The 21792-nt window shown below is 66.3% G+C and carries 19 protein-coding genes; 10 read left to right on the top strand and 9 right to left on the bottom strand.

Features of this window, described 5'->3' with window-relative positions:
* Positions 1–174 precede the first annotated feature (174 nt).
* Entirely contained in the window at positions 175–1404 is a 1230-nt protein-coding gene (gene hemA / locus ACQR13_RS17915) for a 5-aminolevulinate synthase (RefSeq protein WP_315717898.1), read from the top strand.
* A 433-nt stretch (positions 1405–1837) separates the two neighbouring features.
* Positions 1838–5356 (top strand): PAS domain-containing hybrid sensor histidine kinase/response regulator, encoded by a 3519-nt coding sequence (locus tag ACQR13_RS17910; protein WP_315717899.1) that lies wholly within the window; start codon positions 1838–1840, stop codon positions 5354–5356.
* Positions 5357–5370: 14 nt separating this feature from the next.
* On the opposite strand, the gene ACQR13_RS17905 is transcribed toward ACQR13_RS17910, so the two are convergent.
* Entirely contained in the window at positions 5371–6303 is a 933-nt protein-coding gene (locus ACQR13_RS17905) for a LysR family transcriptional regulator (RefSeq protein ID WP_316193451.1), read from the bottom strand.
* Positions 6304–6406: 103 nt separating this feature from the next.
* Between ACQR13_RS17905 and ACQR13_RS17900 the strand changes: the two genes are divergently transcribed.
* Positions 6407–7378 (top strand): alpha/beta fold hydrolase, encoded by a 972-nt coding sequence (locus ACQR13_RS17900; RefSeq protein WP_434863044.1) that lies wholly within the window; start codon positions 6407–6409, stop codon positions 7376–7378.
* A gap of 26 nt (positions 7379–7404) precedes the next feature.
* On the top strand, positions 7405–7659 hold the full coding sequence (locus ACQR13_RS17895; RefSeq protein WP_434863043.1) for a hypothetical protein: 255 nt from the start codon (positions 7405–7407) through the stop codon (positions 7657–7659).
* Positions 7660–8660: 1001 nt separating this feature from the next.
* Here the strand turns inward: ACQR13_RS17895 and ACQR13_RS17890 are convergent.
* The gene (locus ACQR13_RS17890) at positions 8661–9335 is read right to left on the bottom strand and encodes a response regulator transcription factor (RefSeq protein ID WP_315717903.1); all 675 of its coding nucleotides are present in this window, start codon (positions 9333–9335) and stop codon (positions 8661–8663) included.
* A gap of 352 nt (positions 9336–9687) precedes the next feature.
* Here ACQR13_RS17890 and ACQR13_RS17885 point away from each other — a divergent pair, with 352 nt between their 5' ends.
* Positions 9688–11358, top strand: a complete 1671-nt coding sequence (locus ACQR13_RS17885; RefSeq protein WP_316165574.1) for an MFS transporter — start codon at positions 9688–9690, stop codon at positions 11356–11358.
* A 108-nt stretch (positions 11359–11466) separates the two neighbouring features.
* Here ACQR13_RS17885 and ACQR13_RS17880 read toward each other — a convergent pair whose 3' ends face one another.
* The 3 genes from ACQR13_RS17880 to ACQR13_RS17870 form a co-directional block, all read right to left on the bottom strand.
* Positions 11467–11934 (bottom strand): secondary thiamine-phosphate synthase enzyme YjbQ, encoded by a 468-nt coding sequence (locus ACQR13_RS17880; RefSeq protein WP_434863042.1) that lies wholly within the window; start codon positions 11932–11934, stop codon positions 11467–11469.
* Between the two features lie 24 nt (positions 11935–11958).
* Positions 11959–12525 (bottom strand): hypothetical protein, encoded by a 567-nt coding sequence (locus ACQR13_RS17875; protein WP_434863041.1) that lies wholly within the window; start codon positions 12523–12525, stop codon positions 11959–11961.
* Positions 12526–12627: 102 nt separating this feature from the next.
* A complete protein-coding gene (locus ACQR13_RS17870) occupies positions 12628–13251 on the bottom strand; it encodes a 2-hydroxychromene-2-carboxylate isomerase (protein ID WP_434863040.1) in 624 nt (207 codons plus the stop codon).
* 284 nt (positions 13252–13535) lie between these two features.
* On the opposite strand from ACQR13_RS17870, the gene ACQR13_RS17865 reads away from it, so the two are divergent.
* From ACQR13_RS17865 to ACQR13_RS17845, 5 genes are all read left to right on the top strand, one after another.
* Positions 13536–13913, top strand: coding sequence for an AtpZ/AtpI family protein (locus ACQR13_RS17865; protein WP_315717908.1), 378 nt, complete (start codon positions 13536–13538; stop codon positions 13911–13913).
* An 87-nt stretch (positions 13914–14000) separates the two neighbouring features.
* Positions 14001–14744 (top strand): F0F1 ATP synthase subunit A, encoded by a 744-nt coding sequence (locus ACQR13_RS17860; protein ID WP_315717909.1) that lies wholly within the window; start codon positions 14001–14003, stop codon positions 14742–14744.
* Positions 14745–14784: 40 nt separating this feature from the next.
* Positions 14785–15012, top strand: a complete 228-nt coding sequence (locus tag ACQR13_RS17855; protein ID WP_006615622.1) for a F0F1 ATP synthase subunit C — start codon at positions 14785–14787, stop codon at positions 15010–15012.
* A 28-nt stretch (positions 15013–15040) separates the two neighbouring features.
* Complete coding sequence (locus ACQR13_RS17850) at positions 15041–15616, top strand: F0F1 ATP synthase subunit B family protein (protein ID WP_434863039.1); 576 nt, start codon at positions 15041–15043, stop codon at positions 15614–15616.
* A complete protein-coding gene (locus ACQR13_RS17845; protein ID WP_434863038.1) occupies positions 15616–16107 on the top strand; it encodes a F0F1 ATP synthase subunit B family protein in 492 nt (163 codons plus the stop codon). Before ACQR13_RS17850 ends, ACQR13_RS17845 begins: the two co-directional genes overlap by 1 nt.
* A gap of 107 nt (positions 16108–16214) precedes the next feature.
* Here the strand turns inward: ACQR13_RS17845 and ACQR13_RS17840 are convergent, their stop codons facing one another.
* From ACQR13_RS17840 to thrC, 4 genes are all read right to left on the bottom strand, one after another.
* Positions 16215–16832, bottom strand: coding sequence for a hypothetical protein (locus tag ACQR13_RS17840; RefSeq protein ID WP_316165809.1), 618 nt, complete (start codon positions 16830–16832; stop codon positions 16215–16217).
* Positions 16833–16974: 142 nt separating this feature from the next.
* Positions 16975–17562, bottom strand: a complete 588-nt coding sequence (locus ACQR13_RS17835; protein ID WP_315717912.1) for a GNAT family N-acetyltransferase — start codon at positions 17560–17562, stop codon at positions 16975–16977.
* A gap of 114 nt (positions 17563–17676) precedes the next feature.
* Positions 17677–18966 carry a M16 family metallopeptidase gene (locus tag ACQR13_RS17830; protein ID WP_434863107.1) on the bottom strand — a complete coding sequence of 430 codons (1290 nt, stop codon included), beginning with the start codon at positions 18964–18966 and terminating at the stop codon, positions 17677–17679.
* Positions 18966–20381: a threonine synthase gene (gene thrC, locus ACQR13_RS17825; protein ID WP_315717913.1), complete on the bottom strand. Its 1416-nt coding sequence runs from the start codon at positions 20379–20381 to the stop codon at positions 18966–18968. The genes ACQR13_RS17830 and thrC overlap by 1 nt, the downstream gene beginning before the upstream one ends.
* Positions 20382–21792: the final 1411 nt, after the last annotated feature.

Here is a 21792-nt window from a genome sequence, read left to right as displayed (position 1 = left end):
TCCCGGCGCCGTTCGGCCGAGATCACTCCCCCCTTGGACAAATCGCCCAATTCCCGCCTTGGGATTCCGGCTCGACAGCCGCTCTGGAAACGCTCTAAGAAGACCTTACGCCACGCATGCCGCGAGGTTTTCGCTTCAGGTGCTGCACTGCAGCGCGCCAGTTCGGGTTTCGTGATGGACTACAGCCAGTACTTCAGTGCCGCCCTCGGTCGCCTGCATGATGAGCGTCGCTACCGAGTCTTCGCCGATCTCGAACGCATCGCCGGCCGGTTCCCGCACGCGACCTGGCACTCGCCGAGCGGACCGCGCAATGTCGTGATCTGGTGCTCCAACGACTATCTCGGCATGGGCCAGCACCCGAAGGTGGTCGGCGCGATGGTCGAGACCGCAACCCGCGTCGGCACCGGCGCCGGCGGCACCCGCAACATCGCCGGAACCCATCATCCCCTGGTGCAGCTCGAGGCCGAGCTCGCCGACCTCCACGGCAAGGAAGCGGCGCTGCTGTTCACCTCCGGCTACGTGTCGAACCAGACCGGCATCGCCACGCTCGCCAAGCTGATTCCCGACTGCCTGATCCTGTCGGACGCGCTGAACCACAATTCGATGATCGAGGGCGTGCGCCAGTCCGGCTGCGAGCGCCAGATCTGGCGCCACAACGATCTCGCCCATCTCGAACAGCTCCTGATCGCCGCCGGTCCTAACAGGCCGAAGCTGATCGCCTGCGAGAGCCTGTATTCGATGGACGGCGACGTGGCGCCGCTGGCTGCGATCTGCGATCTCGCCGAGCGCTACAATGCGATGACCTATGTCGACGAGGTGCACGCGGTCGGCATGTACGGCCCGCGCGGCGGCGGCATCGCCGAGCGTGATGGCGTCATGCACCGCATCGACATCCTCGAAGGCACGCTGGCGAAGGCGTTCGGCTGCCTCGGCGGCTACATCGCCGCGAAGGGCGAGATCATCGACGCGGTTCGCTCGTACGCGCCGGGCTTCATCTTCACGACCGCGCTGCCGCCGCCGATCTGCTCGGCCGCCACGGCTGCGATCAAGCACCTGAAATCGTCGAGCTGGGAGCGCGAGCGCCACCAGGACCGCGCCGCACGGGTGAAGGCGGTCCTCAACGCCGCCGGCCTGCCGGTGATGACCAACGACACCCACATCGTGCCGCTGTTCGTCGGCGATCCCGAGAAGTGCAAGCAGGCCTCCGATCTCCTGCTGGAAGAGCACGGCATCTACATCCAGCCGATCAACTACCCGACGGTCGCCAAGGGCACCGAGCGCCTGCGCATCACGCCCTCGCCCTACCACGACGACGGCCTGATCGACCGCCTGGCGGAAGCCCTGCTGCAGGTCTGGGAACGGCTCGGACTCGCGCTGCACAAGAAGCCGCTGGCGGCGGAGTAGTTCCCTCTCTCCGTCATTCCGGGGCGTGCGAAGCACGAGCCCGGAATCCATCGGGCAGCACAGCATGAGGCGACATGGATTCCGGGCTCGCCCTGCGGGCGCCCCGGAATGACGGCGGAAAACGTGGTGGCCCGTTTGCCCCGCTTGCCGCCCAGCTGACCGAGCAACACCCTCTCCGTCATTCCGGGGCGTGCGAAGCACGAGCCCGGAATCCATCGGGCAGCACGGCATGAGGCGACATGGATTCCGGGCTCGCCCTGCGGGCGCTCCGGAAGGACGGCGGAGACTGCGGGGTCTCCCGCGCTAACGACGACTCCAGCTCCGCGCTCTCTCGGCAAGATCGCTATCGCCCTGCCTCCAGCAACGGGCTAGATTTCCCGGACAACGGGATCAGCCCGGAGCCTTCGAGGAAGACGTCGGAGACGCGTAGGAGATGCTGCACGACTGGGGCGTGATCCTGGCCGCGTTCGGCTATATCGGGTTCCTGTTCCTGGTCGCCAGCCGCGGCAACCGGGCCGGCGAACGGCGGCCGGCAGAGAGCCGCGGCCGGCTGGCCGGGCTGATCTACCCGCTGTCGCTGGCGATCTACTGCACGTCCTGGACCTTCTTCGGCTCGGTCGGCTTTGCCTCCCGCACCAGCGTCGACTTCCTCGCGATCTATCTCGGGCCGATCCTGATGGTCGGCGCCTGCACGCCGCTGCTGCGCCGGGTGATCCGGCTCGCCAAGTCGCAGAACATCACCTCCGTTGCCGACCTGATCGGCGCCCGCTACGGCAAGAGCCAGGCGGTGGCGGCCACCGTGGCGCTGATCGCGATCATCGGCTCGGTGCCTTACATCGCGCTGCAGCTCAAGGCCGTCGCCTCGTCGCTGCAGACCATCCTGATCGACGACCGCGCCTTCGCCCACATCCCCTTCGTCGGCGACATGGCGCTGATGGTCACCTTGGCGATGGCTGTCTTCGCGGTGCTGTTCGGAACGCGGCAGACCGACGCCACCGAGCACCAGCACGGCCTGATGCTGGCGGTCGCGACCGAGTCGATCATCAAGCTGGTCGCCTTCATCGCCGCCGGCGCCTTCGTCACCTTCTGGATGTTCTCGCCGGTCGAGCTGATCGAGCGGGCCATGAAATCGCCGGAGGCCGAGCGCGCGCTGGAATATGTGCCGGGCATCGGCAATTTCCTCACCATGACCCTGCTGTCGTTCTGCGCCGCGATGTTGCTGCCGCGCCAGTTCCATGTCAGCGTGGTCGAGAACGCCGACGATGCCGAGGTGTCGCGTGCGCGCTGGCTGTTTCCGCTCTATCTGATCGCGATCAATCTGTTCGTGATCCCGATCGCTCTCGCAGGCCTCATCACCTTCCCGTTCGGCGCCGTCGACAGCGACATGTACGTGCTGGCGCTGCCGATCGAAGCCAATTCGCAATGGCTGTCGATCCTGGTCTTCGTCGGCGGCCTGTCGGCGGCGACCGCGATGGTGATCGTCGAATGCGTGGCGCTGTCGATCATGGTGTGCAACGACATCGTCGTGCCCCTGGTGCTGCAGCGCCAGGAGCAGCGCGAGATCGGCCGCGACTTCGCCGGCTTCCTGCTCGGCACCCGCCGCATCGCGATCTTCGCCATCATGGTGATGGCCTATTTCTACTACCGCGCGCTCGGCAACACCCAGCTCGCCGCGATCGGCCTGTTGTCGTTCGCCGCCATCGCGCAGCTCGCACCGAGCTTCTTCGGCGGTCTGTTCTGGCGGCGCGCGACCGCGCGCGGCGCGATGGGCGGCATGCTGGTCGGCTTCGCCGTCTGGCTCTACACGCTGTTCATCCCGAGCTTCCTCGACACCTCCACCGCCGGCATCCTGTTCCTGCAGCACGGTCCGTTCGGCTTCGAGCCGCTGCGGCCGCAGGCGCTGCTCGGCACCGATTTGCCGCCGCTGCTGCACGGCGTGCTGTGGAGCCTGTCGCTCAATCTCTTGACCTACGTCGTGCTGTCGCTGGCGCGGCAGCCGTCGTCGATCGAGCTGTTGCAGGCCGACATCTTCGTGCCGGCCGAGCTGACGCCGAGTGCGCCGAGCTTCCGGCGCTGGCGCTCGACCGTGACGGTGCAGGACATCCAGAGCACGGTCGGCCAATATCTCGGTCCCGACCGCGCCCGCGCCTCGTTCGAGGCGTTCGCCGCCCAGCGCAACCTCCCGCTCGATCCGGCCGCGCCGGCCGATTTCGAGCTGCTGCGCCATGCCGAGCACCTGATCGCCTCGTCGATCGGCGCGGCGTCGTCGCGCCTCGTGATGTCGCTGCTGTTGCGCAAGCGCACGGTGTCCGCCAAGGCCGCGCTCAAGCTGCTCGACGATTCCCACGCCGCGCTGCATTTCAACCGCGAGATCCTGCAGACCGCGCTGAATCATGTGCGCCAGGGCATCGCGGTGTTCGACGCCGACCTGCAACTGATCTGCTCCAACGGCCAGTTCGTCGACCTGCTCGGGCTGCCGCCGGATCTGGTGCAGATCGGCAGTCCGTTGAAGGAGATCCTCGAATTCATGGGCACGATCGGCGCGCCCACCTATGAGGACGGCGAGGCGCTGCTGGCGCGGCGGCTCGCCGCCTACACGACCGAGGGCGAGCCCTATCTGGAACGCCTCGCCGACCGCCACATGGTGATCGAGGTCCGCACCAATCGCATGCCGGATGGCGGCCTCGTCATCACCTTCACCGACGTCACGCCCTCGTTCGAAGCCGCCGAGGCACTGGAGCGCGCCAATGCGACGCTGGAAAAGCGCGTCCGCGACCGCACCGAGGAGCTGACGCGGCTGAACTCGGAGCTGGCGCTGGCCAAGAGCGCCGCCGAGGACGCCAACATCTCCAAGACGCGCTTCCTTGCGGCGGCCAGCCACGACATCCTGCAGCCGCTGAACGCGGCGCGGCTCTACGTGACGAGCCTCGTCGAGCGGCAGACGGCCGGCGAGGATTCGCGCCTGGTCGAGAACATCGACGACTCGCTCGAGGCGATCGAGGAGATTCTCGGCGCGCTGCTCGACATTTCCCGGCTCGATGCCGGCGCGATGACGCCGCAGGTCTCGAGCTTCAAGATGGCCGACCTGATGCGCTCGCTGGAGATCGAGTTCGCGCCCGCCGCGCGCGCCAAGGGTCTGGAGCTGGTGTTCGTGCCGTCATCGCTGCCGGTCGAGTCCGACCGTCTGCTGCTGCGCCGGCTGCTGCAGAACTTCATCTCCAACGCCATCAAGTACACCCCCAAGGGCCGCGTGCTGGTCGGCTGCCGCCGCCACGGCCAGTCGCTGCAGATCGGCGTCTACGACACCGGCGTCGGCATCCCCCCGGTCAAGCGCGGCGAGATCTTCAAGGAATTCCACCGCCTCGAGCAGGGCGCGCGGATCGCGCGCGGCCTCGGCCTGGGGCTGTCGATCGTCGAGCGCATCGCGCGCGTGCTCAATCACGGCATTGCGCTGGACTCGCGGCCCGGCCGCGGCTCGGTGTTCTCAGTGACGGTGCCGATCGCCAAGGCGATCAACCACACCGCCGCCGTCACCACCGCAACCCCGCTGGCGACGACGCCGATTGCGGGCGCCCTGATCGTCTGCATCGAGAACGACCCGGCGATCCTCGACGGCATGAAGACCCTGCTGACGGCGTGGGACGCCGAGGTGATCGCCGTCCCTGATCCGGAGTCCGCGATGGAGGCGATCGCGGCGCGCGACGGCGCCGTCACCGGCCTGCTCGTCGACTACCATCTCGACCGCGGCAACGGCATCGCCGCCATCCGCGACATCCGCCGCCGCTTCAACGAGGCGCTGCCCGCGATCCTGATCACCGCCGACCGCAGCCCCCACGTCCGCGCCGCCGCCCGCGACGACAACATCGCCGTGCTCAACAAGCCGCTGAAGCCGGCATCGCTGCGGGCGCTGCTCGGGCAGTGGCGGATTCAGCAGATGGTCGCGGCGGAGTAAGGGCGGCTGCCAAGTCACGACCCTCGCCGCGTTGCTGCCTTGCCGGGACTGTCCCCCATCCGCTCGACCAGATAGTCCACGAACACCCGAACACGCGCGGGCGTGTTGGCGCCGCCGACGAAGACGGCGTGAAAGACTTCCCTGTCGCCGGGATTGAACGCTTCGAGCAGCGGCACCAGCCGCCCCTCGGCGATGGCGTTGCCGAGGCTGAAATCGCCGACGCGGGCGATGCCGACGCCGCCGAGCGCCAGCTGGCTGAGCGTGTCGCCGCTGTTGGCTTCGACGGCGCCGCGCACCTTCAGCGCATAGTCGACGCCATCGCGGCGGAACGGCCACACCGGCTCGGCGCGGCGAAAGCTGAAGTTCAGGCAATTGTGGTTGTAGAGGTCTTCCGGCGCCTCCGGCACGCCCCAGCGCGCCAGGTAGTCGGGCGAGGCGACGATGGTGCGGCCGTTGTCGCCGAGGCGGCGCGCGGTGAGCGCGCTGTCGGGCAGCGGACCGCCGCGAATCGCGACATCCGCCTGCCCCGCCGCCACGTCGACGAGCCCGTCGCTCAGATTGATGTCGACCAGGATGTTTGGATAGCGCCGCACGAACTCGCCGAGCAGAGGGACGATGCAGACGCGGCCGTGCGAGAGGGCGGCGCTGACCCGGATGCGCCCGCGCGGCGCGCCTTGATCCGCGATCGCCTGCTCGGCCTCGTCGAGGTCGGCGAGGATGCGGCGGGCGGCCGCGAGATAGGCCTGCCCCTCGGCCGTCAGCGTCAGCGCCCGCGTGCTTCGCAACAGCAGCCGTGCGCCAAGCCGCGCCTCGATGCGATCGAGCGTCCGGCTCACAGCCGATGGCGTCAGCCCGAGACTGCGACCGGCGGCCGAGAAGCTGCCGCTGCCGGCGACGGCGCAGAACACTTCGAGATCCCGCGCACGGTCCGCGCTGGCCAATACCATCTTTGCGTCCCGATCAAAAATCCTTGGCGTGACTACCCTCTAATACCGCGGACCTCGCTCGTCTAGCTTCGCGTGCATCAACACGGCCACTGAGGAGATCGCCATGACCCTTCCCCGCCTGCTGCAACGAACCGCCTTTGCCGCCACCGCGCTCACCGTCCTGACCAGCGCCGCCCTCGCCGACGCGACCGAGGCGCCCGGGAATTTCCCCAAGACCTTCCGCACCCAGGAGATCCCGACCAACGGCACCACGCTCCACGTCCGCGTCGGCGGCACTGGACCCGCGGTGGTGCTGCTGCACGGCTATGGCGACACCGGCGACATGTGGGTGCCGCTCGCCGCCAAGCTTTCGCAGAACCACACGGTCATCGTGCCCGACCTGCGCGGGCTCGGCCTCTCCGCTCCCGCCGACAAAGGTTTTGAGAAGGCCAACCAGGCCGAGGACATCGCCGGCGTCATGGACGCGCTGGGCGCCCGCACCGCCGAGGTCGTGGCGCACGACATCGGCAACATGGTCGCCTACGCGCTGGCGGCACGGCATGCGGACCGCGTGACCAAGCTGGTGCTGATGGATGCGCCGGTGCCGGGCATCGGCCCGTGGGAGGAGATCCTGAAGAACCCGCTGCTGTGGCACTTCCGCTTCGGCGGCCCCGACATGGAGCGCCTGGTGGAGGGGCGCGAGCGCATCTATCTCGACCGCTTCTGGAACGAGTTCTCGGCTAACCCTGCCCACTTCCCGGAGGCCGCGCGCGTCCATTACGCGCAGCTCTATGCCGGCCCGGGGCGGATGCATGCGGGCTTCAGCCAGTTCGCCGCCTTCGATCAGGACGCGATCGACAACCGCGCCTGGCTCGCGGCGCATGGCAAGCTGACGATGCCGGTGCTGGCGATCGGTGGCGCGGCGTCCTTCGGCCCGACCATGGCGGTGGTGGCACGGGCCGGCGCGTCCAACGTGCAGGAGCAGGTCATCCCCGGCTCCGGCCATTGGCTGATGGAGGAGCAGCCGGCCGCGACGGTCGCTGCGATCGACGCCTTCCTCAACGGGCAGTCCGCCGCCACGCCGCCGCGCAACTGATCCAACGCAGCAGAAGGGCGCCGATCATGTCGACCCACACATGCGATGATGCGATCGTCGCAGCCAACGCCTCGCAAAGGCGCGCGATCATCTTCATCCACGGCCTGTGGCTGAAGCCCGGCTCGTGGGATCGGTGGGTCGAGCTGTTCGACGCCGCCGGCTACGCCGGGTTGGCCGAGTATGACGAGCCGAAGGTTCGAGTTTGGGTAAAGACCTGGGGTCAGATAATCTCGGAATCCGAAGGTCGCCTAACATTTTACAAGTTACAAGCGACGCCTTGAGTACAAGGCCAATGACGTAGAAGCACTTCGATATCTGCGAACGGTCAATCCCAATTATCTTAGCGACGAAGTGAGGGAGAAGATTGCTACACTCGATCTCAAAGATCAGGTCTAGCCGACCGGATTGATGTACGGACCAACAAGGCGTCACTTGCTCCACAAGACTGGAAGGCCTCGGTAACAGTCCAACAAAACTCAACGTCGCAAACCTCGCGGCAGGGCGCCTTGGCACACCTGCGGAATCTTACCGTGGCTTTGGGGAGACTTGCACGGAGATGGGCCTAAGCGGAGCTTGCGCACTTTGCTCTGCGTCCCCCTAGATACAGACTTTCTTTTTTCCAGAAATCGTGCTACCCCTTGAGTCGTCCCGTGCTCGTCATGAGGGGCGCTTCGCGATCGTCACGAACGTGGGGTGCGGGATGCGGTGGGCGCGTCGGGTCGCAGCGGGCTTGGTCCTGCGGACGAACGATCCGGCGCGCACGGTCAAGCCGTGTGGTCCTGGCATCCCGGTGCTGATGCCAAGTCCGTAGCGACGATGTTGCGGATGACGGGGGCAAGAACGCCGGTCCCCGGGGAGAGCACGGAGCAGCCGTCAAAACCATCGCGCAGGGAGGGCCGGGTGTCTTCGGCCAGACCTGTGGTGACTGCCGCCTGCTTTTTTTCTGCAGGCGGGCCACGGGCGCGGCCAGCGCCCGGCCTTCCCTGCGCCCTCTGTCTTCGAGGGGGCGGACAATGAGCAAAGCTCGGACGCGCGATGCGTCGCGAGGCCGTGAAGGTGTGTCGCGATTGAAGCAGAAGGCGTGCGGAATGGACGCTGTCCACATACGGCATCAAGCGCCGGCCAATGGCGCCTCCGGCAGACGGCTGCGGGGTATCGTCATTCCGGGGCGGCTCGCAGAGCCGAATTCGGAATCTCGAGATTCCCGATGCGCAACTGCGCATCCGGGTCTGGTCCTGCGGACCAGACCCGGAATGACGACCCATCCAGATTTTCCCGTCGCCTACTTCCCCGTCGGCGCGTCCTGCCGCCAGGCGCTGCCCGCGATCTTCGCCGCCGCAATCACCGCCTGCGTCCGGCTCTCGACACCGAGCTTCTGCAGGATCGCCGACACATGCGCCTTGATGGTCGCCTCGGAGACACCGAGCTCGTAGGCGATCTGCTTGTTGAGCAGCCCCTGCGACAGCATCATCAGCACCCGCACCTGCTGCGGGGTCAGCGTCACCAGACGGTCGCGCAGCCTGGTCATCTCCGGATCGGCGCCGGCGGCCAAGTCCGTGTCGGGCGGCACCCAGACGTCGCCGTCCATCACCTTCTTGATGGCATCGCGCAGCGTGTCGACGCCGAACCGCTTCGGGATGAAGCCGGAGGCGCCGAAATCGAGCGAGCGGCGGATCGTCGCGCCATCGTCGCTCGCCGACACGATGACGACCGGGATCGCCGGATATTGCGCGCGCAGATAGATCAGGCCCGAGAAGCCGGAGATGCCGGGCATGGTGAGGTCGAGAAGTACGAGATCGACCTCGGAATCCTTTTCCAGCAGCGCGGTGAGGTCCTCGAACGAACCGGCCTCGTCGACCACGGCCTCCGCGAGCACGCTCGCGACCGCCTGCCGCAAAGCGTTGCGGAACAGCGGGTGATCATCGGCAATGACGAGATGGGTGCTGGCAGCCGCCATGAATCCAGACTTGACCTTGCGAGACCGACGACGTGCTGCAACTGCACGCGCCCGGTTTTCCGGAAATACTCGCCCGGCCACCGGTTGCATGCAAGCGTCCAATTCCACTTGCAGGGAAGGCGGTTAATCCGAACCTTGTGCAACGCAACATCGATAGCGCGACGGCCGCTCACCGAACTTGATCCGGCGCAATGTCCCCATCTTTCCCGCGCGCCGCAGAGGGCAGAGCCGAAAGTCGTATTGGGGCGGGTTTCACTGCAATGTTACTGAAGAGCAAGGTCTCCGCGACCTGCGCCGTCCAAGTCCGGCATGCGGAGGCGAAAGCCATCATCACAACAATCATGGGGAGCGAATGCCGATGTCAACAATGGTAGCCACACAAGCGAGATCGGGAGGCATGACGAAGGACGAACGCTTCGTCATTCTGGCCTCCTCTCTCGGCACCGTCTTCGAGTGGTACGACTTCTATCTTTACGGGTCGCTGGCCTCGATCATCGGCGCGCAGTTCTTCAGCGGCTATCCGGCAGCCACCCGCGACATTTTCGCACTGCTCGCGTTCGCCGCCGGCTTCCTGGTCCGCCCGTTCGGCGCGATCGTGTTCGGCCGCATCGGCGACATCGTCGGCCGCAAATACACCTTCCTGGTCACGATCCTGATCATGGGCCTGTCGACCTTCATCGTCGGCCTGCTGCCGAACGCCGAGACCATCGGCTTCGCGGCACCGGTGATCCTGATCGGCCTGCGCCTGCTGCAGGGCCTCGCGCTCGGCGGCGAGTATGGCGGCGCCGCGACCTATGTCGCCGAGCACGCCCCGATGGGCAAGCGCGGCTACTACACCTCCTTCATCCAGACGACGGCGACGATGGGCCTGTTCCTGTCGCTGCTGGTCATCCTGTTCACCCGCACCATCATCGGCGAGGCCGACTTCGCCAAATGGGGCTGGCGCATTCCGTTCCTGGTCTCCGTGCTGCTGCTCGGCGTCTCCGTCTGGATCCGTCTGCGCCTGAACGAATCGCCCGTGTTCCAGAAGATGAAGGACGAGGGCAAGAGCTCGAAGGCGCCGCTGACGGAAGCGTTCGCGAACTGGGGCAACGCCAAGATCGTGTTGCTGGCGCTGATCGGCGCCACGATGGGCCAGGGCGTGGTCTGGTACACCGGCCAGTTCTACGCGCTGTTCTTCCTGCAATCGATCCTGAAGGTCGATGGCTACACCGCCAACCTGCTGATCGCCTGGTCGCTGCTGCTCGGCACCGGCTTCTTCATCGTGTTCGGCATGCTGTCCGACAAGATCGGCCGCAAGCCGATCATCATGGGCGGCTGCCTGATCGCGGCACTGACCTTCTTCCCGATCTTCAAGATGATCACCACCAACGCCAACCCGGCGCTGGAGAAGGCGATCGAGGCGACGAAGGTGGAAGTGGTGGCTGATCCCGCCGGCTGCGGCGATCTGTTCAACCCGGTCGGCACCCGCGTCTTCACCGCGCCTTGCGACACCGCCCGCGCCTTCCTGGCCCAGTCCTCGGTCAGGTACTCGACGGTTTATGGCCCGGCCGGCTCCGGCGTGAAGGTCACCTTCAACGGCAAGGAAGTGCCCTACACCGACGCGAAGACCAGCAACCCGGCGCTGACGGCCGCGATCGGCGAGGCCGGCTATCCGAAGGCGGGTGATGCCGGCATCGTCAAGATGGCGCATCCCTTCGACATCTTCCGTCCGCAGGTCGCTGCCATCATCGGTCTGCTGTTCATCCTGGTGATCTTCGTCACCATGGTGTACGGCCCGATCGCCGCGATGCTGGTCGAGCTGTTCCCGACCAAGATCCGCTACACCTCGATGTCGCTGCCGTATCACATCGGCAACGGCTGGTTCGGCGGCCTCCTGCCCGCAACCGCCTTCGCGATCGTGGCCTCGACCGGCGATATCTATGCCGGCCTGTGGTACCCGATCTTCTTCGCCGTGATCACTGCGGTGGTCGGCTTCCTGTTCCTGCCGGAAACCAAGGACGTCGACATCCAGGCGAAGTGACCCGTGTTGCGAGCGGCCCCATCCGCTCGCATCCCCTTCCGACGAACGGCCGCGGATCGCTCCGCGGCCGTTCCGCATTTCAGGCCAGGCGTTTGCTCTTTTTGCCGGTCAGACCGCCCCGATGAACTGCAACACCACCTCGCGCCGATGCGGACGAGAGCGATGCTCGATCAGATAGAGAGCCTGCCAGGTGCCGAGCAGCATGCGGCCGTCGCGCACCGGCACCTGCAGCGACACCGAGCTCAGCAGAGTCTTGATGTGAGCCGGCATGTCGTCGGGCCCCTCGGCGTCGTGCACCCAGCCGGCATCCTCGGGCGCCAGCCGGGACAGCGCCGTGGTGAGATCGTGCAGCACCGTCGGGTCGGCATTCTCCTGGATCGTGAGCGACGCCGAGGTGTGGCGGATGAACGCGGTCACCACCCCTTCCTTCGCACGGACCTCGCGCAGGAACGCCGCGACCTCGCGCGTCAGGTCGGTGAAGCCGCGGCCGGAGGTCTGCACCGTCAGGGCAGCCGTCACGACCGTGTTGACGGCGACGGCCGACGGCGCCGTCCGCGACATCGATGCTGCCGGCATCTGCCTGACCTCCTCGCCCCGGGGTCAGATCCTGCCCGAGACGTCCTTCTGCACCCGCGCTGCCATGTCGAGCAGCCGGCGCCAAGCCTGCTCGAGGAACCCCATCATGCGGTCCATGTCCTGGTCGCTGGGCAGCGGGATCTCGAGCTTGCGCGTTCCATCGGAGGATTTCGATTCACCCGGCTTGTCCCCCGTCTTGGGTTCGGCTTTCTTCAACTGATCGGACTTGGGCAGCGCCTGATCTTTCGGCAGCGGCTCATCAATCTTGCCGGAGATGCTCTGGTCGCGCGACGCGAGCTGGCCCTTGAGCTTTTCATTCTCCGCCTGCAGACGGCCGATCTCGGCGTCCAGCGCGGCGCGCTCATCAGGCACCGCGTAACAGGCAAAGCCCGATCCACTGCTGTTGTTGCACATCGAGACCGCACCGGTCTTGGTATCGAGCCGGATCACGCCGTCCGATGTCGTCGACATCGTATAGCGTCCCTTGTCGCCGTCAGGCGCGGTGTCCTCGACCGCAAACGCCTCGCCGCCCAGGCAGCTCAACGCCAGCAGCGCGAGGAGGGACGGCCGGTACGGCTTCGTGAGACTCATGGCTGGCTCTCCCAGGCGCATTCGCAACCGCCGCCATGCACGCCGACATTGTGTCGCGGCCATGACGTTGCCTCAGGTGCGATCCCCTGCCACAGGCCGCACCTATGTTTCGCACGTATAGGCGGAGCGACCGGATTTCAACGCGTCCGCCAGCAGCTCGAGCCGGTCCTGCCCCCAGAAGATCTCGCCGTCCAGCACATAGGCCGGCGAGCCGAACACGTCGGCCGCGATCGCGTCCTGCCGGTTCTGCTCGTAGGCCGCCCCGACCACGTCCGTCGCCGCCTGCGTCACGAGATCGCGGCCGGGCAGCCCGGCTGCATCGGCCAAGCCGGCGATCACCTCGGCATGCGCAAGGTTGAGCTGCTGCTCCCAGATGGCCGGGAAGGCGCGCTGCAGATAGGGCTCCGGATCGAGGCCGGCCTGCTGCGCCGCGATGACGACGCCGTCGGCGAGCCGGGCGTTGAAGGGCCAGTTGCTCGGCTGGATGTGGAAATCGAGACCGCGCTTGTCGCGCCACCGCTTCAGCTCGACGATGCGATAGCGCTGCCGCGCCGGATGGCGCTTGGCCAGCGGAAGCCCGCCGGTCTCGGCGAACAGATCCACCAGCATGACCGGCTTGAGGTTGACGGTCGCGCCGTGGCGCGCGGCGATGTCGCGGAACAGCCGGTGGCCGATATAGGCCCATGGCGACTGCAGCGAGAAATAGTAATCGATCTGGCGCGACATGCGGGTTCCCGTGCCGGTCGGAGGTCAGCGACATCGGATCAGAGGGCATTGACAGGTGCAAGATCGCAGCCGCACACAACACTGTTGATGCGGCGCGGTGACACGCGCGACCGATCTGACGAAAAAGCCGAGAAAACGTGTAAATTCAGGCATCTAACAGTTCAACACGCAATCTTGACTTGGGGGGATGCGGTCAGTATGGTCCGCCCGGCTTTAAAGGGCGATGGGGCGCTAATTCCTGAAACTCGCGGCCGGGTCGGGTCTCCACACGTGGCGGATGGCACATGGCGGATGACACGAACGAGAGCAGCGGACACAAGGATCGCGACAAGTCGCCCGATGAGGTTGCGCTTTCCGCAAGGCTCGGAAGTCTCGACCAACGGTTGTCCGAAATTCGCGACGGCCGCTCGATCGGGACTGATCAACCTGGAATCGGCAGCGGTGACACTGCAGCCAGGGCTTCGGCCATGGCGCGTGGCCTGCGACTGTCGTCCGAGTTGATTGCCGGTGTCCTCGTCGGCGCGGTGCTTGGATGGGGCTTCGACCGCTTGCTGTCGACATCGCCCTTCGGATTCATCGTGTTTTTCCTGCTCGGCTTCGCCGCCGGCGTGTTGAACGTGGTGAGATCCGCAGGCATAGCTCCCGACAGGCCCCGCCAGTGAGACATGCGCGGAAGACCTCGGCGCGGAAGACCAACGAGTGAATTGCAAAGCGCCGGCGTGGCCGGTGAACAATGAGACGCCACGCGGATGATCGATCCGATCCATCAATTCCACCTCAACAAGATCTTCACGATCGGCCATATCGGCAATCAGGAGATCACCTTCACCAACTCGTCCGCGTACATGCTGCTCGCGGTCGTGCTGATCGCCGTCATGATGATGGCCGCCGGGCGCGCGCTCGTGCCGGGCCGGTTCCAGTCGGTGGTCGAGCTGTCCTACGAATTCGTCGCCAACACCATCAGAACCAGCGCCGGCTCGCACGGCATGACGTTCTTCCCGCTGGTGTTCTCGCTGTTCATGTTCATCTTCGTCTCGAACATCGTCGGCATCATCCCCTACACCTTCACCGTCGCCAGCCACATCATCGTCACCTTCTCGCTGGCGCTCTTGGTGTTCCTGACGGTCATCATCTACGGCTTCTACAAGAACGGCCTGAAGTTCTTTAAGCTGTTCGTGCCGTCCGGCATCCCCGCGGTGATCCTGCCGCTGGTGGTCGTGATCGAAATCATCTCCTTCTTCTCCCGCCCGATCTCGCACAGCGTCCGTCTGTTCGCCAACATGCTGGCCGGCCACGTCACCCTGAAGGTGTTCGCGAGCTTCGTGACCATGCTCGGCGCGCTCGGCTTCGTCGGCAAGGTCGGCGCGCTGCTGCCGCTCGGCCTCACGGTCGCGCTGACCGGCCTCGAGCTGATGGTCGCGTTCCTCCAGGCCTACGTCTTCACGATCCTCACCTGCATCTATCTCAACGATGCTATCCATCCGGGCCACTGATCCGGCCCTCTCTACCAAACCCCTCAAAGGAGTTCGTTTCATGGATCCGGTTGCAGCGAAGTACATTGGCGCGGGCATTGCCTGCATCGGCATGGGTGGCGCGGGTGCCGGCATCGGCATCATCTTCGGCAACTACCTGTCGGCCGCTCTGCGCAATCCGTCGGCCGCTCAGGGCCAGTTCGGCAACCTGATTTTCGGCTTCGCGGTGACCGAAGCGCTCGGCATCTTCTCGCTGCTGATCGCCCTGCTCCTGCTGTACGCCGTCTAAGACGGCCTGAGCCGGACAGGAGAAGCCCGTGGCTGAAAGTCATGGCGAGGCCAAGGGCGGCGAGGCCAAGGGCACCGCAAGCGCCCATACTGAGGCCGATGGCGGGCATGGTTTCCCTCCCTTCCAGAAGGAAACCTTTCCCTCCCAGATCGTCTCCCTGGTGATCGCCTTCGTGGCGCTGTACGTGATCGTTTCGCGTATGGCGCTGCCGAAGGTCGGGGCAGTCATCGACGCCCGCCAGAAGTCGATCGACGGCGATCTGGCTGAAGCGCAACGGCTGAAGGATGAATCCGAAGCCGCGATGAAGGCGTATGAGAGCGAGCTGGCGACGGCTCGTGCCCGTGCCCAGGCGATCGGAGCGGAGACCCGCGAGAAGCTCGCGGCTTCTTCGGACGCCGAGCGCAAGGCGCTGGAAGACAGCCTCGCGGCCAAGCTCGCGGCGGCTGAGAAGTCCATCGCCACCACGCGCACGACCGCAATGAGCAATGTCCGCGGCATCGCCGCAGACGCAGCCAGCGCGATCGTGAAGCAGCTCACCGGCAAGGCCCCCGCGGCCAAGACGGTCGAGGCTGCGGTCGATGCATCGTTGAAGGGAACAGCCTGATGCATTTGCTCGCTGATCCGGAAACCTGGGTTGCGATTGCCTTCGTGATCCTGATGGGCCTGTTCGCCTATCTCGGTGTCCATCGCACGGTCCTGAAGGCGCTCGACAATCGATCCGAGCGCATCAGATCCGAGCTGGCGGAGGCCAAGCGGCTCAAGGAAGAGGCGGCCAAAGTGCTCGCCGATTACAAGTCCCGCCGCGCCAGCGCCGAACACGAGGCCGAGGAGATCGTCACCAGCGCGAAGGCGGAAGCCGAGCGCATCGCGGCGGAGGCCAAGGCCAAGATGGAAGACTTTGTCGCCCGTCGCACCAAGGCCGCCGAGGGCAAGATCGCCCTCGCCGAGGCCCAGGCTCTCGCCGACGTCAGGTCCGCTGCGGCGGAGGCCGCCGTCCAGGCCGCCGCGACCGTGCTGTCGCAGTCGGTCAAGGGCGCTCTTGGCGAAGACCTCGTCGCCAAAGGCATCGCGGAAGTCGGCCGCAAGCTGAACTGAGCGGCAGTCCGTCTCCATCCATCAACTTCAAAAGGCCGGTGCGATCCCATCGCACCAGCCTTTTGCTATTCACGCTCTCCGGCGAGCGCCTCGCGCCACGGCAATCGTCACCGCCGCTTCTTGCCGTGCGGCCGCTCTGGGGTCAGCGCCTGCGGGTCGAAGCCGATGTAGAAGACGTAATTGTCGGCATTGGCGCCGGGCGGCGGCACCGGATAGACCATGTCCTCGGCGACGATCGTGAACGGCACGCTGCCGTCCTCGGTCATCTGCACCGTGGTGCGATACGACTTGGTCGCGATCACCTTCTCGCCGATGCCGCCTTGGACCACGGCGATGCGCATCGGAATGTCGACGCTCGCCGGCGCGCCCGCGGGGCCGGCAACGATGCGGCCCTGGATGCCGATCTTGGCGGTGATTTCGGCCCCGTTGAGACTGCATTCGCGCGCGGTCTTGGTGATCGACGCCTGGAACCGGACGTCGTTGCCAACGGCCTGCTTGCCGGGCGCGGCCACGGCGTAGGTCGAGGCGCCGGCGCGAATGTTGACCGGCGGACAGGTCAGGCCCTCGGTCGGATCGACCGGCGGTCCGCCGCTGGCGGGCAGGTTCTCCTGCCCCTTGTTGTCGGAGCCGCCGCCGAACAGGCTCTTGAAGCGGTCGGTCAGCGATTGGGCGGCTGCCGGCGGCGCCGCGCCGGCGGCTCCCAAGGCCAGCAGCACGGCTGCCAACGTTCCAGCCCTGATCACGCTCGTCTCTCGCATCGTCTGATATCCCCGGCAACTCGGTCGCCCAGCCCAGGCGTCTATACCCATTTCAGAGGCCGGAACCAGCCCCGATCGGCCTCTCCCGCGGCGATCCCGATCACGATTGCTACCCCCGGAAATCCTCGTGCAACAGGCCGTAGAGGTAATGGTCCTGCCAGACCCCGTTGATGCAGAGGTAGCGACGCGCCAGGCCCTCGCGGGTGAAGCCGCATTTCTCCAGCACGCGAATCGACGGCGTATTGGTCGGGATGCAGGCCGCCTCGACCCGGTGCAGATTGAGCTCGCCGAACAGGGTCGGCAGCAGCAGCCGCAGCGCCGCCGTCATGTAGCCATGATGCGCGAACGGCTGCCCCATCCAATAGCCGATGGTGCCGGCCTGAACGATGCCGCGGCGGACATTGGCGAGCGTGATGCCGCCGAGCATGGCGCCGTCCTGCTCGCGGAAGACGATGAACGGATAGGAGCGGTCGGCCGAGATGTCCTCGGCATAGCGGCGCAGCCGGCGGCGGAAGCCCGAGCGCGTCAGGTCATCGGATGGCCAGATCGGCTCCCAGGGCGTGAGATAGTCGCGGCTGATCTCGCGCAGCCGCGCCCATTGCGCATAATCGGCCATCTGCGGCGCGCGCAACAGCAGGCCCTGGCCGCGCGGAGCCAGCGCAGCCGGTCCGTTGGATGGCAAGCGAAACAGGGCCATCTGTGATGCTCCCCCTGCTCTTTCCGGGTCGAAGCCTGCTCCGACCCACCCCAGATCTCCGATGCCGAGCGCTGGCGGATTGCAATGCGCGGACCGCACCGAGCCGCACCACGTTCAGTGCAGTTGGGCTTTCGATCTCGAACCGGTCAGACCTTCGGCGAAAGTGACCGCCGTGTCCAGACCCCTGCCGGTGCCGAGCGCGACGACCGCCGGCTTGCTGCGTGCGAGCAGCGCCCGCGCCGCATCGCGCGTGCTCTCGACGCTGACCGCCTCGATCTTGGCGACCATCTCCTGCAACGTCTGCGGCCGGCCATAGGCCAGGATATGCCGCGCCAATTGCTCGGCACGGGCACTGCAGCTCTCGAGCGCCATCAAGAGCCCGGCCTTCATCTGCGCCTTGGCGCGGGCGACCTCGGCCTCGCTCAAGGTCTCCACCGCATTGCCGATGATGTCGACCACGACCTCCATCATCTCGGGCGCGTCGGCGGGATCGGTCCCGGTGTAGAGGCCGAAGAATCCCGTGTCGCTATAGGGCGCGTGGAACGTGTAGACGGAGTAGCAGAGCCCCCGGTTTTCGCGCACCTCCTGAAACAGCCGGGACGACATGCCGCCGCCGAGGATGTTGGTGAACACCTGCAGCGAGAACAGCGACGGGTCGGCCTGCGGCACGCCTTCGAGCGCGAGCGTCAGATGCGCCTGCTCGAGATCGCGATGCACGACGCGCGAGCCGCCCTTGCCGAATGCCGCCGGCAGCGGCTTCGGCGCCGGGCCGCCATTGAAGCTGGCAAATCGTTTCATCACGTCTTCGACCACGCGCTGATGATCGACGGCGCCGGCCGCGGCGACCACCATGTCGGGGCCGCGGTAGTGCGTCGACAGATAGCCGTGCAGCTTGTCGCGATCGAACGCCTCGAGCGTCTTGGCGGTGCCGAGCAGCGAGCGGCCCATCGGCTGGTCCGGAAAGCACAGCTCGTTGAGGTGCTCGAACACGACGTCGTCGGGCGTATCCTGTGCCGCGCCGATCTCCTGCACGATCACGTTCTTCTCGCGCTCCAGCTCCTCCGGCACGAAGGACGGATTGGCGAGAATGTCGGAGAGCACGTCGAGCGCCATCGGCACGTCGGCCTTCAGCACGCGGGCGTAATAGGCCGTGGTCTCGGTCGAGGTGCCGGCATTGAGATCGCCGCCGACGGCTTCGACGGTCTCGACGATCTCGCGGGCGCTGCGCGTGGTCGTGCCCTTGAACGCCATGTGCTCGAGCAGATGCGAGATGCCGTGCTCGTCCGGCTTCTCGTCGCGGCCGCCGACGCCGGCCCAGACCCCGAGCGCCGCCGTCTCCAGATGCGGCATCGTGTCGGTGACGACCGTCAACCCCGTCGGCAGCTTGGTGACTTCCACGCCCATCATGCAATTCCCTGCTTGGCGGCCCGGCTGACCGAGCGGATGAACTTCTCCACCTCGGCCTGGTCGTTCCGCATGATCCTGATGTCCTCGCGCCTGCTCATCAGCCCTTCGAGCCACACCGGCAAATGCGGCCGCATCCCGCAGGCGGCCTCGACCGCATCGGGGAATTTGGCGGGATGCGCGGTCGACAGAACGATGTTCGGCACCGACAAATCGGTGCCGTCGCGATCGGCCACCGCCAGCGCCACCGCCGTGTGCGGATCGACGAGATCGCCGGCCTCGCGGAAGGCGGCGCGGATCGCCGCCGCCGTCTCGGTCTCGTCGGCGCGGCCGGCGTCGAAATCGGCGCGGATCGCCGCCAGCATGGCATCCGGCAGCACGAAGCGGCCGGACTGCTTGAGGCTGTCCATCAGCCGCCGCACGGTGCCGGCGTCGCGGCCGCCGGCTTCGAACAACAGCCGCTCGAAATTCGACGACACCTGGATGTCCATCGAGGGCGAAGCCGTCGCATGCACTTCGCGCACCTCGTAGATGCCGGTCGTCAGCGTCCGGGCGAGGATGTCGTTGACGTTGGTCGCGACGCGCAACGTGCGCACCGGCAGGCCCATGCGCTTGGCGACATAGCCGGCGAAGACGTCGCCGAAATTGCCGGTGGGCACGGTGAAGTCGACGGCGCGGTGGGGTGCCCCGATCGCGACCGCCGAGGTGAAGTAGTAGACCACCTGGGCGACGACGCGCGCCCAGTTGATCGAGTTGACGCCCGACAGCCTGACCGAATCGCGGAAGCCGTGATGGTTGAACAGGCCCTTCACGATCGCCTGGCAGTCATCGAAATGACCTTCGATCGCCAGCGCATGGACGTTGGCCGCGCCCGACGTCGTCATCATCCGCCGCTGCACCTCGGAGATGCGGCCATGCGGGAACAGCACGATGAGGTCGGCATTGTCGCGGCCGGCGAAGGCCTCGACCGCCGCGCCACCCGTATCGCCTGATGTCGCCACGACGATGGTGGTGCGCTCGCCGCGCTTGGCCAGCACGTGGTCCATCAGCCGCGAGATCAGCTGCATCGCCACGTCCTTGAACGCCAAGGTCGGGCCGTGGAACAGCTCCAGCACGAACTGATGCGGCGCGATCTGGTCGAGCGGCACCACGGCGGGGTGACGGAACGTCGCATAGGCCTCGTTGGCCATGCGGCCGAGTTCTTCGTCGGAAATCTCGCCGGCGACGAACGGCTTGATGACCTCGACGGCGACCTCCCAATAGGGCCGGCCGAAAAACGACGCGATCGTCGCGGGCGTCAGCTGCGGCCAGGTCTCGGGCACGTACAGGCCGCCGTCACGGGCGAGCCCGGTCAGCATCACATCGCAGAAGGTGAGCGCGGGGGCTTCCCCGCGGGTCGAAACATAGCGCGTCAAACCGCTCTCCTGACCTGCGTCACCAGGCCATAACCCGTTGATTGAATTCGAAATCGGAACCGCCCGGCGGCAACATGGTCCGGCACCATAATGGTTTTGACCTTGTTGCGAAACCGGTTGTTGCCGCCGGGATGGTCGCGAGGAGGGGTTACGGCGGCGTTACGGAGCATGGGTCAGGGGGCATCGGTTACGAGACTTGGGTCGCAACGGCTGACCCGGGCCGCTCCAGCGGACCATCCGCCCCACCGCTTTCATCCCCGGTTCAACCGGGCGATCCCGTACGCCGCGGCGGCCGCGGTCGACCGCACCGCCGCGGCGTCCCGGATCCCCGCCTGCGCGGGGATGACGGCGGTGCCGTCGGCTTCCGGCCGGGTACTTCGAACACGCGAACGAACCATGGGATATCGGCACGATCTCTCCACCTCGTCATTCCGGGGCGCGCGGAGCGCGAGCCCGGAATCCATAACCACGACCGGGAGTATGGATTCCGGGCTCGCCCTGCGGGCGCCCCGGAATGACGGCGGTGCGTGGAGAAGCGTTCTCGCGGCGCGATGAGCGCCCGAGCTTTGCAAGCATACCTCCCTCCGAATCGGAGGGCGCAGGGAAGACCGGATGCCGGCTGGCACCCGCGGCCCCCGTGCGAACAAGAATGCACGGGGCAGGAACCACAGGTTCAGCCAGAGCGACCCGGCCTTCCCTGCGCGATGGCTTACGACTTATACGCGATCTCCTCGGTGCACCGGGCTTTTTGGCCACCGTCATCGACGCGATGCATGGGCACCAGCGCCAACTTGATACCAGCGTCGGGGTATCAGGACCACGCGACTTCACCGTCCGTGCCGGCCGCACTCGTCAGTTGCAGCCGACCCGTCCATCGCACCCCACCTCACGTCCGTGACGACGCGTACGCCCCTCGCAACGAGGCGGGATGGCGATAGACAAGCATGATTTCGGAAAAAATGAAATAGAAAAATGTCCGTGAGACCATACTACACGGGTGATCGTGTTGCGCGGGCTCACGAAATTAGTCTCTCGGCGCAACCGAATGCCGATCTTCCGGCGCGCGCGCATGCTGCCGCGAACAGCCCGTCGGGCGACTCGGATCAGGATCTTGAGGGCCGCCACCTCGATGCCGCGCCCCGCTTGAGCGCAGCACGGGCCTCTTCACATCAACCACCAGAATCGTCTGGGAGATAGAATGTGTATCCGAATGGCGGATTGAAGCGTCGATAGAACCAACCGACCGGATACACGTCTTGGACGGCGACCGTTCCAACTCGACCAGGATCACGCCAGCGATGATCGGCCATGACACGGCGGATCGCTCGTTCGGTTGCCACGTCCGCTGTCGGCGCATTCAGGACACACGTCGTGAAGAAGCCGCACCTGGTCGGCTTCCCATCCATCAGAA

The sequence above is a fragment of the Bradyrhizobium sp. HKCCYLRH3059 genome, assembly GCF_051168035.1.
GTDB lineage: Bacteria > Pseudomonadota > Alphaproteobacteria > Rhizobiales > Xanthobacteraceae > Bradyrhizobium.
The sequence above is the reverse complement of the archived record's forward strand: the minus strand, read 5'-3'. Positions and strand labels throughout refer to the sequence as shown.

What these genes read in the sequence shown, in the direction of transcription:
- hemA (WP_315717898.1), top strand. Translation starts at nt 175, where the DNA reads ATGGACTACAGCCAGTACTTCAGTGCCGCCCTCGGTCGCCTGCATGAT.
- ACQR13_RS17910 (WP_315717899.1), top strand. Translation starts at nt 1,838, where the DNA reads ATGCTGCACGACTGGGGCGTGATCCTGGCCGCGTTCGGCTATATCGGG.
- ACQR13_RS17905 (WP_316193451.1), bottom strand. Translation starts at nt 6,303, where the DNA reads ATGGTATTGGCCAGCGCGGACCGTGCGCGGGATCTCGAAGTGTTCTGC.
- ACQR13_RS17900 (WP_434863044.1), top strand. Translation starts at nt 6,407, where the DNA reads ATGACCCTTCCCCGCCTGCTGCAACGAACCGCCTTTGCCGCCACCGCG.
- ACQR13_RS17895 (WP_434863043.1), top strand. Translation starts at nt 7,405, where the DNA reads ATGTCGACCCACACATGCGATGATGCGATCGTCGCAGCCAACGCCTCG.
- ACQR13_RS17890 (WP_315717903.1), bottom strand. Translation starts at nt 9,335, where the DNA reads ATGGCGGCTGCCAGCACCCATCTCGTCATTGCCGATGATCACCCGCTG.
- ACQR13_RS17885 (WP_316165574.1), top strand. Translation starts at nt 9,688, where the DNA reads ATGCCGATGTCAACAATGGTAGCCACACAAGCGAGATCGGGAGGCATG.
- ACQR13_RS17880 (WP_434863042.1), bottom strand. Translation starts at nt 11,934, where the DNA reads ATGCCGGCAGCATCGATGTCGCGGACGGCGCCGTCGGCCGTCGCCGTC.
- ACQR13_RS17875 (WP_434863041.1), bottom strand. Translation starts at nt 12,525, where the DNA reads ATGAGTCTCACGAAGCCGTACCGGCCGTCCCTCCTCGCGCTGCTGGCG.
- ACQR13_RS17870 (WP_434863040.1), bottom strand. Translation starts at nt 13,251, where the DNA reads ATGTCGCGCCAGATCGATTACTATTTCTCGCTGCAGTCGCCATGGGCC.
- ACQR13_RS17865 (WP_315717908.1), top strand. Translation starts at nt 13,536, where the DNA reads ATGGCGGATGACACGAACGAGAGCAGCGGACACAAGGATCGCGACAAG.
- ACQR13_RS17860 (WP_315717909.1), top strand. Translation starts at nt 14,001, where the DNA reads ATGATCGATCCGATCCATCAATTCCACCTCAACAAGATCTTCACGATC.
- ACQR13_RS17855 (WP_006615622.1), top strand. Translation starts at nt 14,785, where the DNA reads ATGGATCCGGTTGCAGCGAAGTACATTGGCGCGGGCATTGCCTGCATC.
- ACQR13_RS17845 (WP_434863038.1), top strand. Translation starts at nt 15,616, where the DNA reads ATGCATTTGCTCGCTGATCCGGAAACCTGGGTTGCGATTGCCTTCGTG.
- ACQR13_RS17835 (WP_315717912.1), bottom strand. Translation starts at nt 17,562, where the DNA reads ATGGCCCTGTTTCGCTTGCCATCCAACGGACCGGCTGCGCTGGCTCCG.
- ACQR13_RS17830 (WP_434863107.1), bottom strand. Translation starts at nt 18,966, where the DNA reads ATGGGCGTGGAAGTCACCAAGCTGCCGACGGGGTTGACGGTCGTCACC.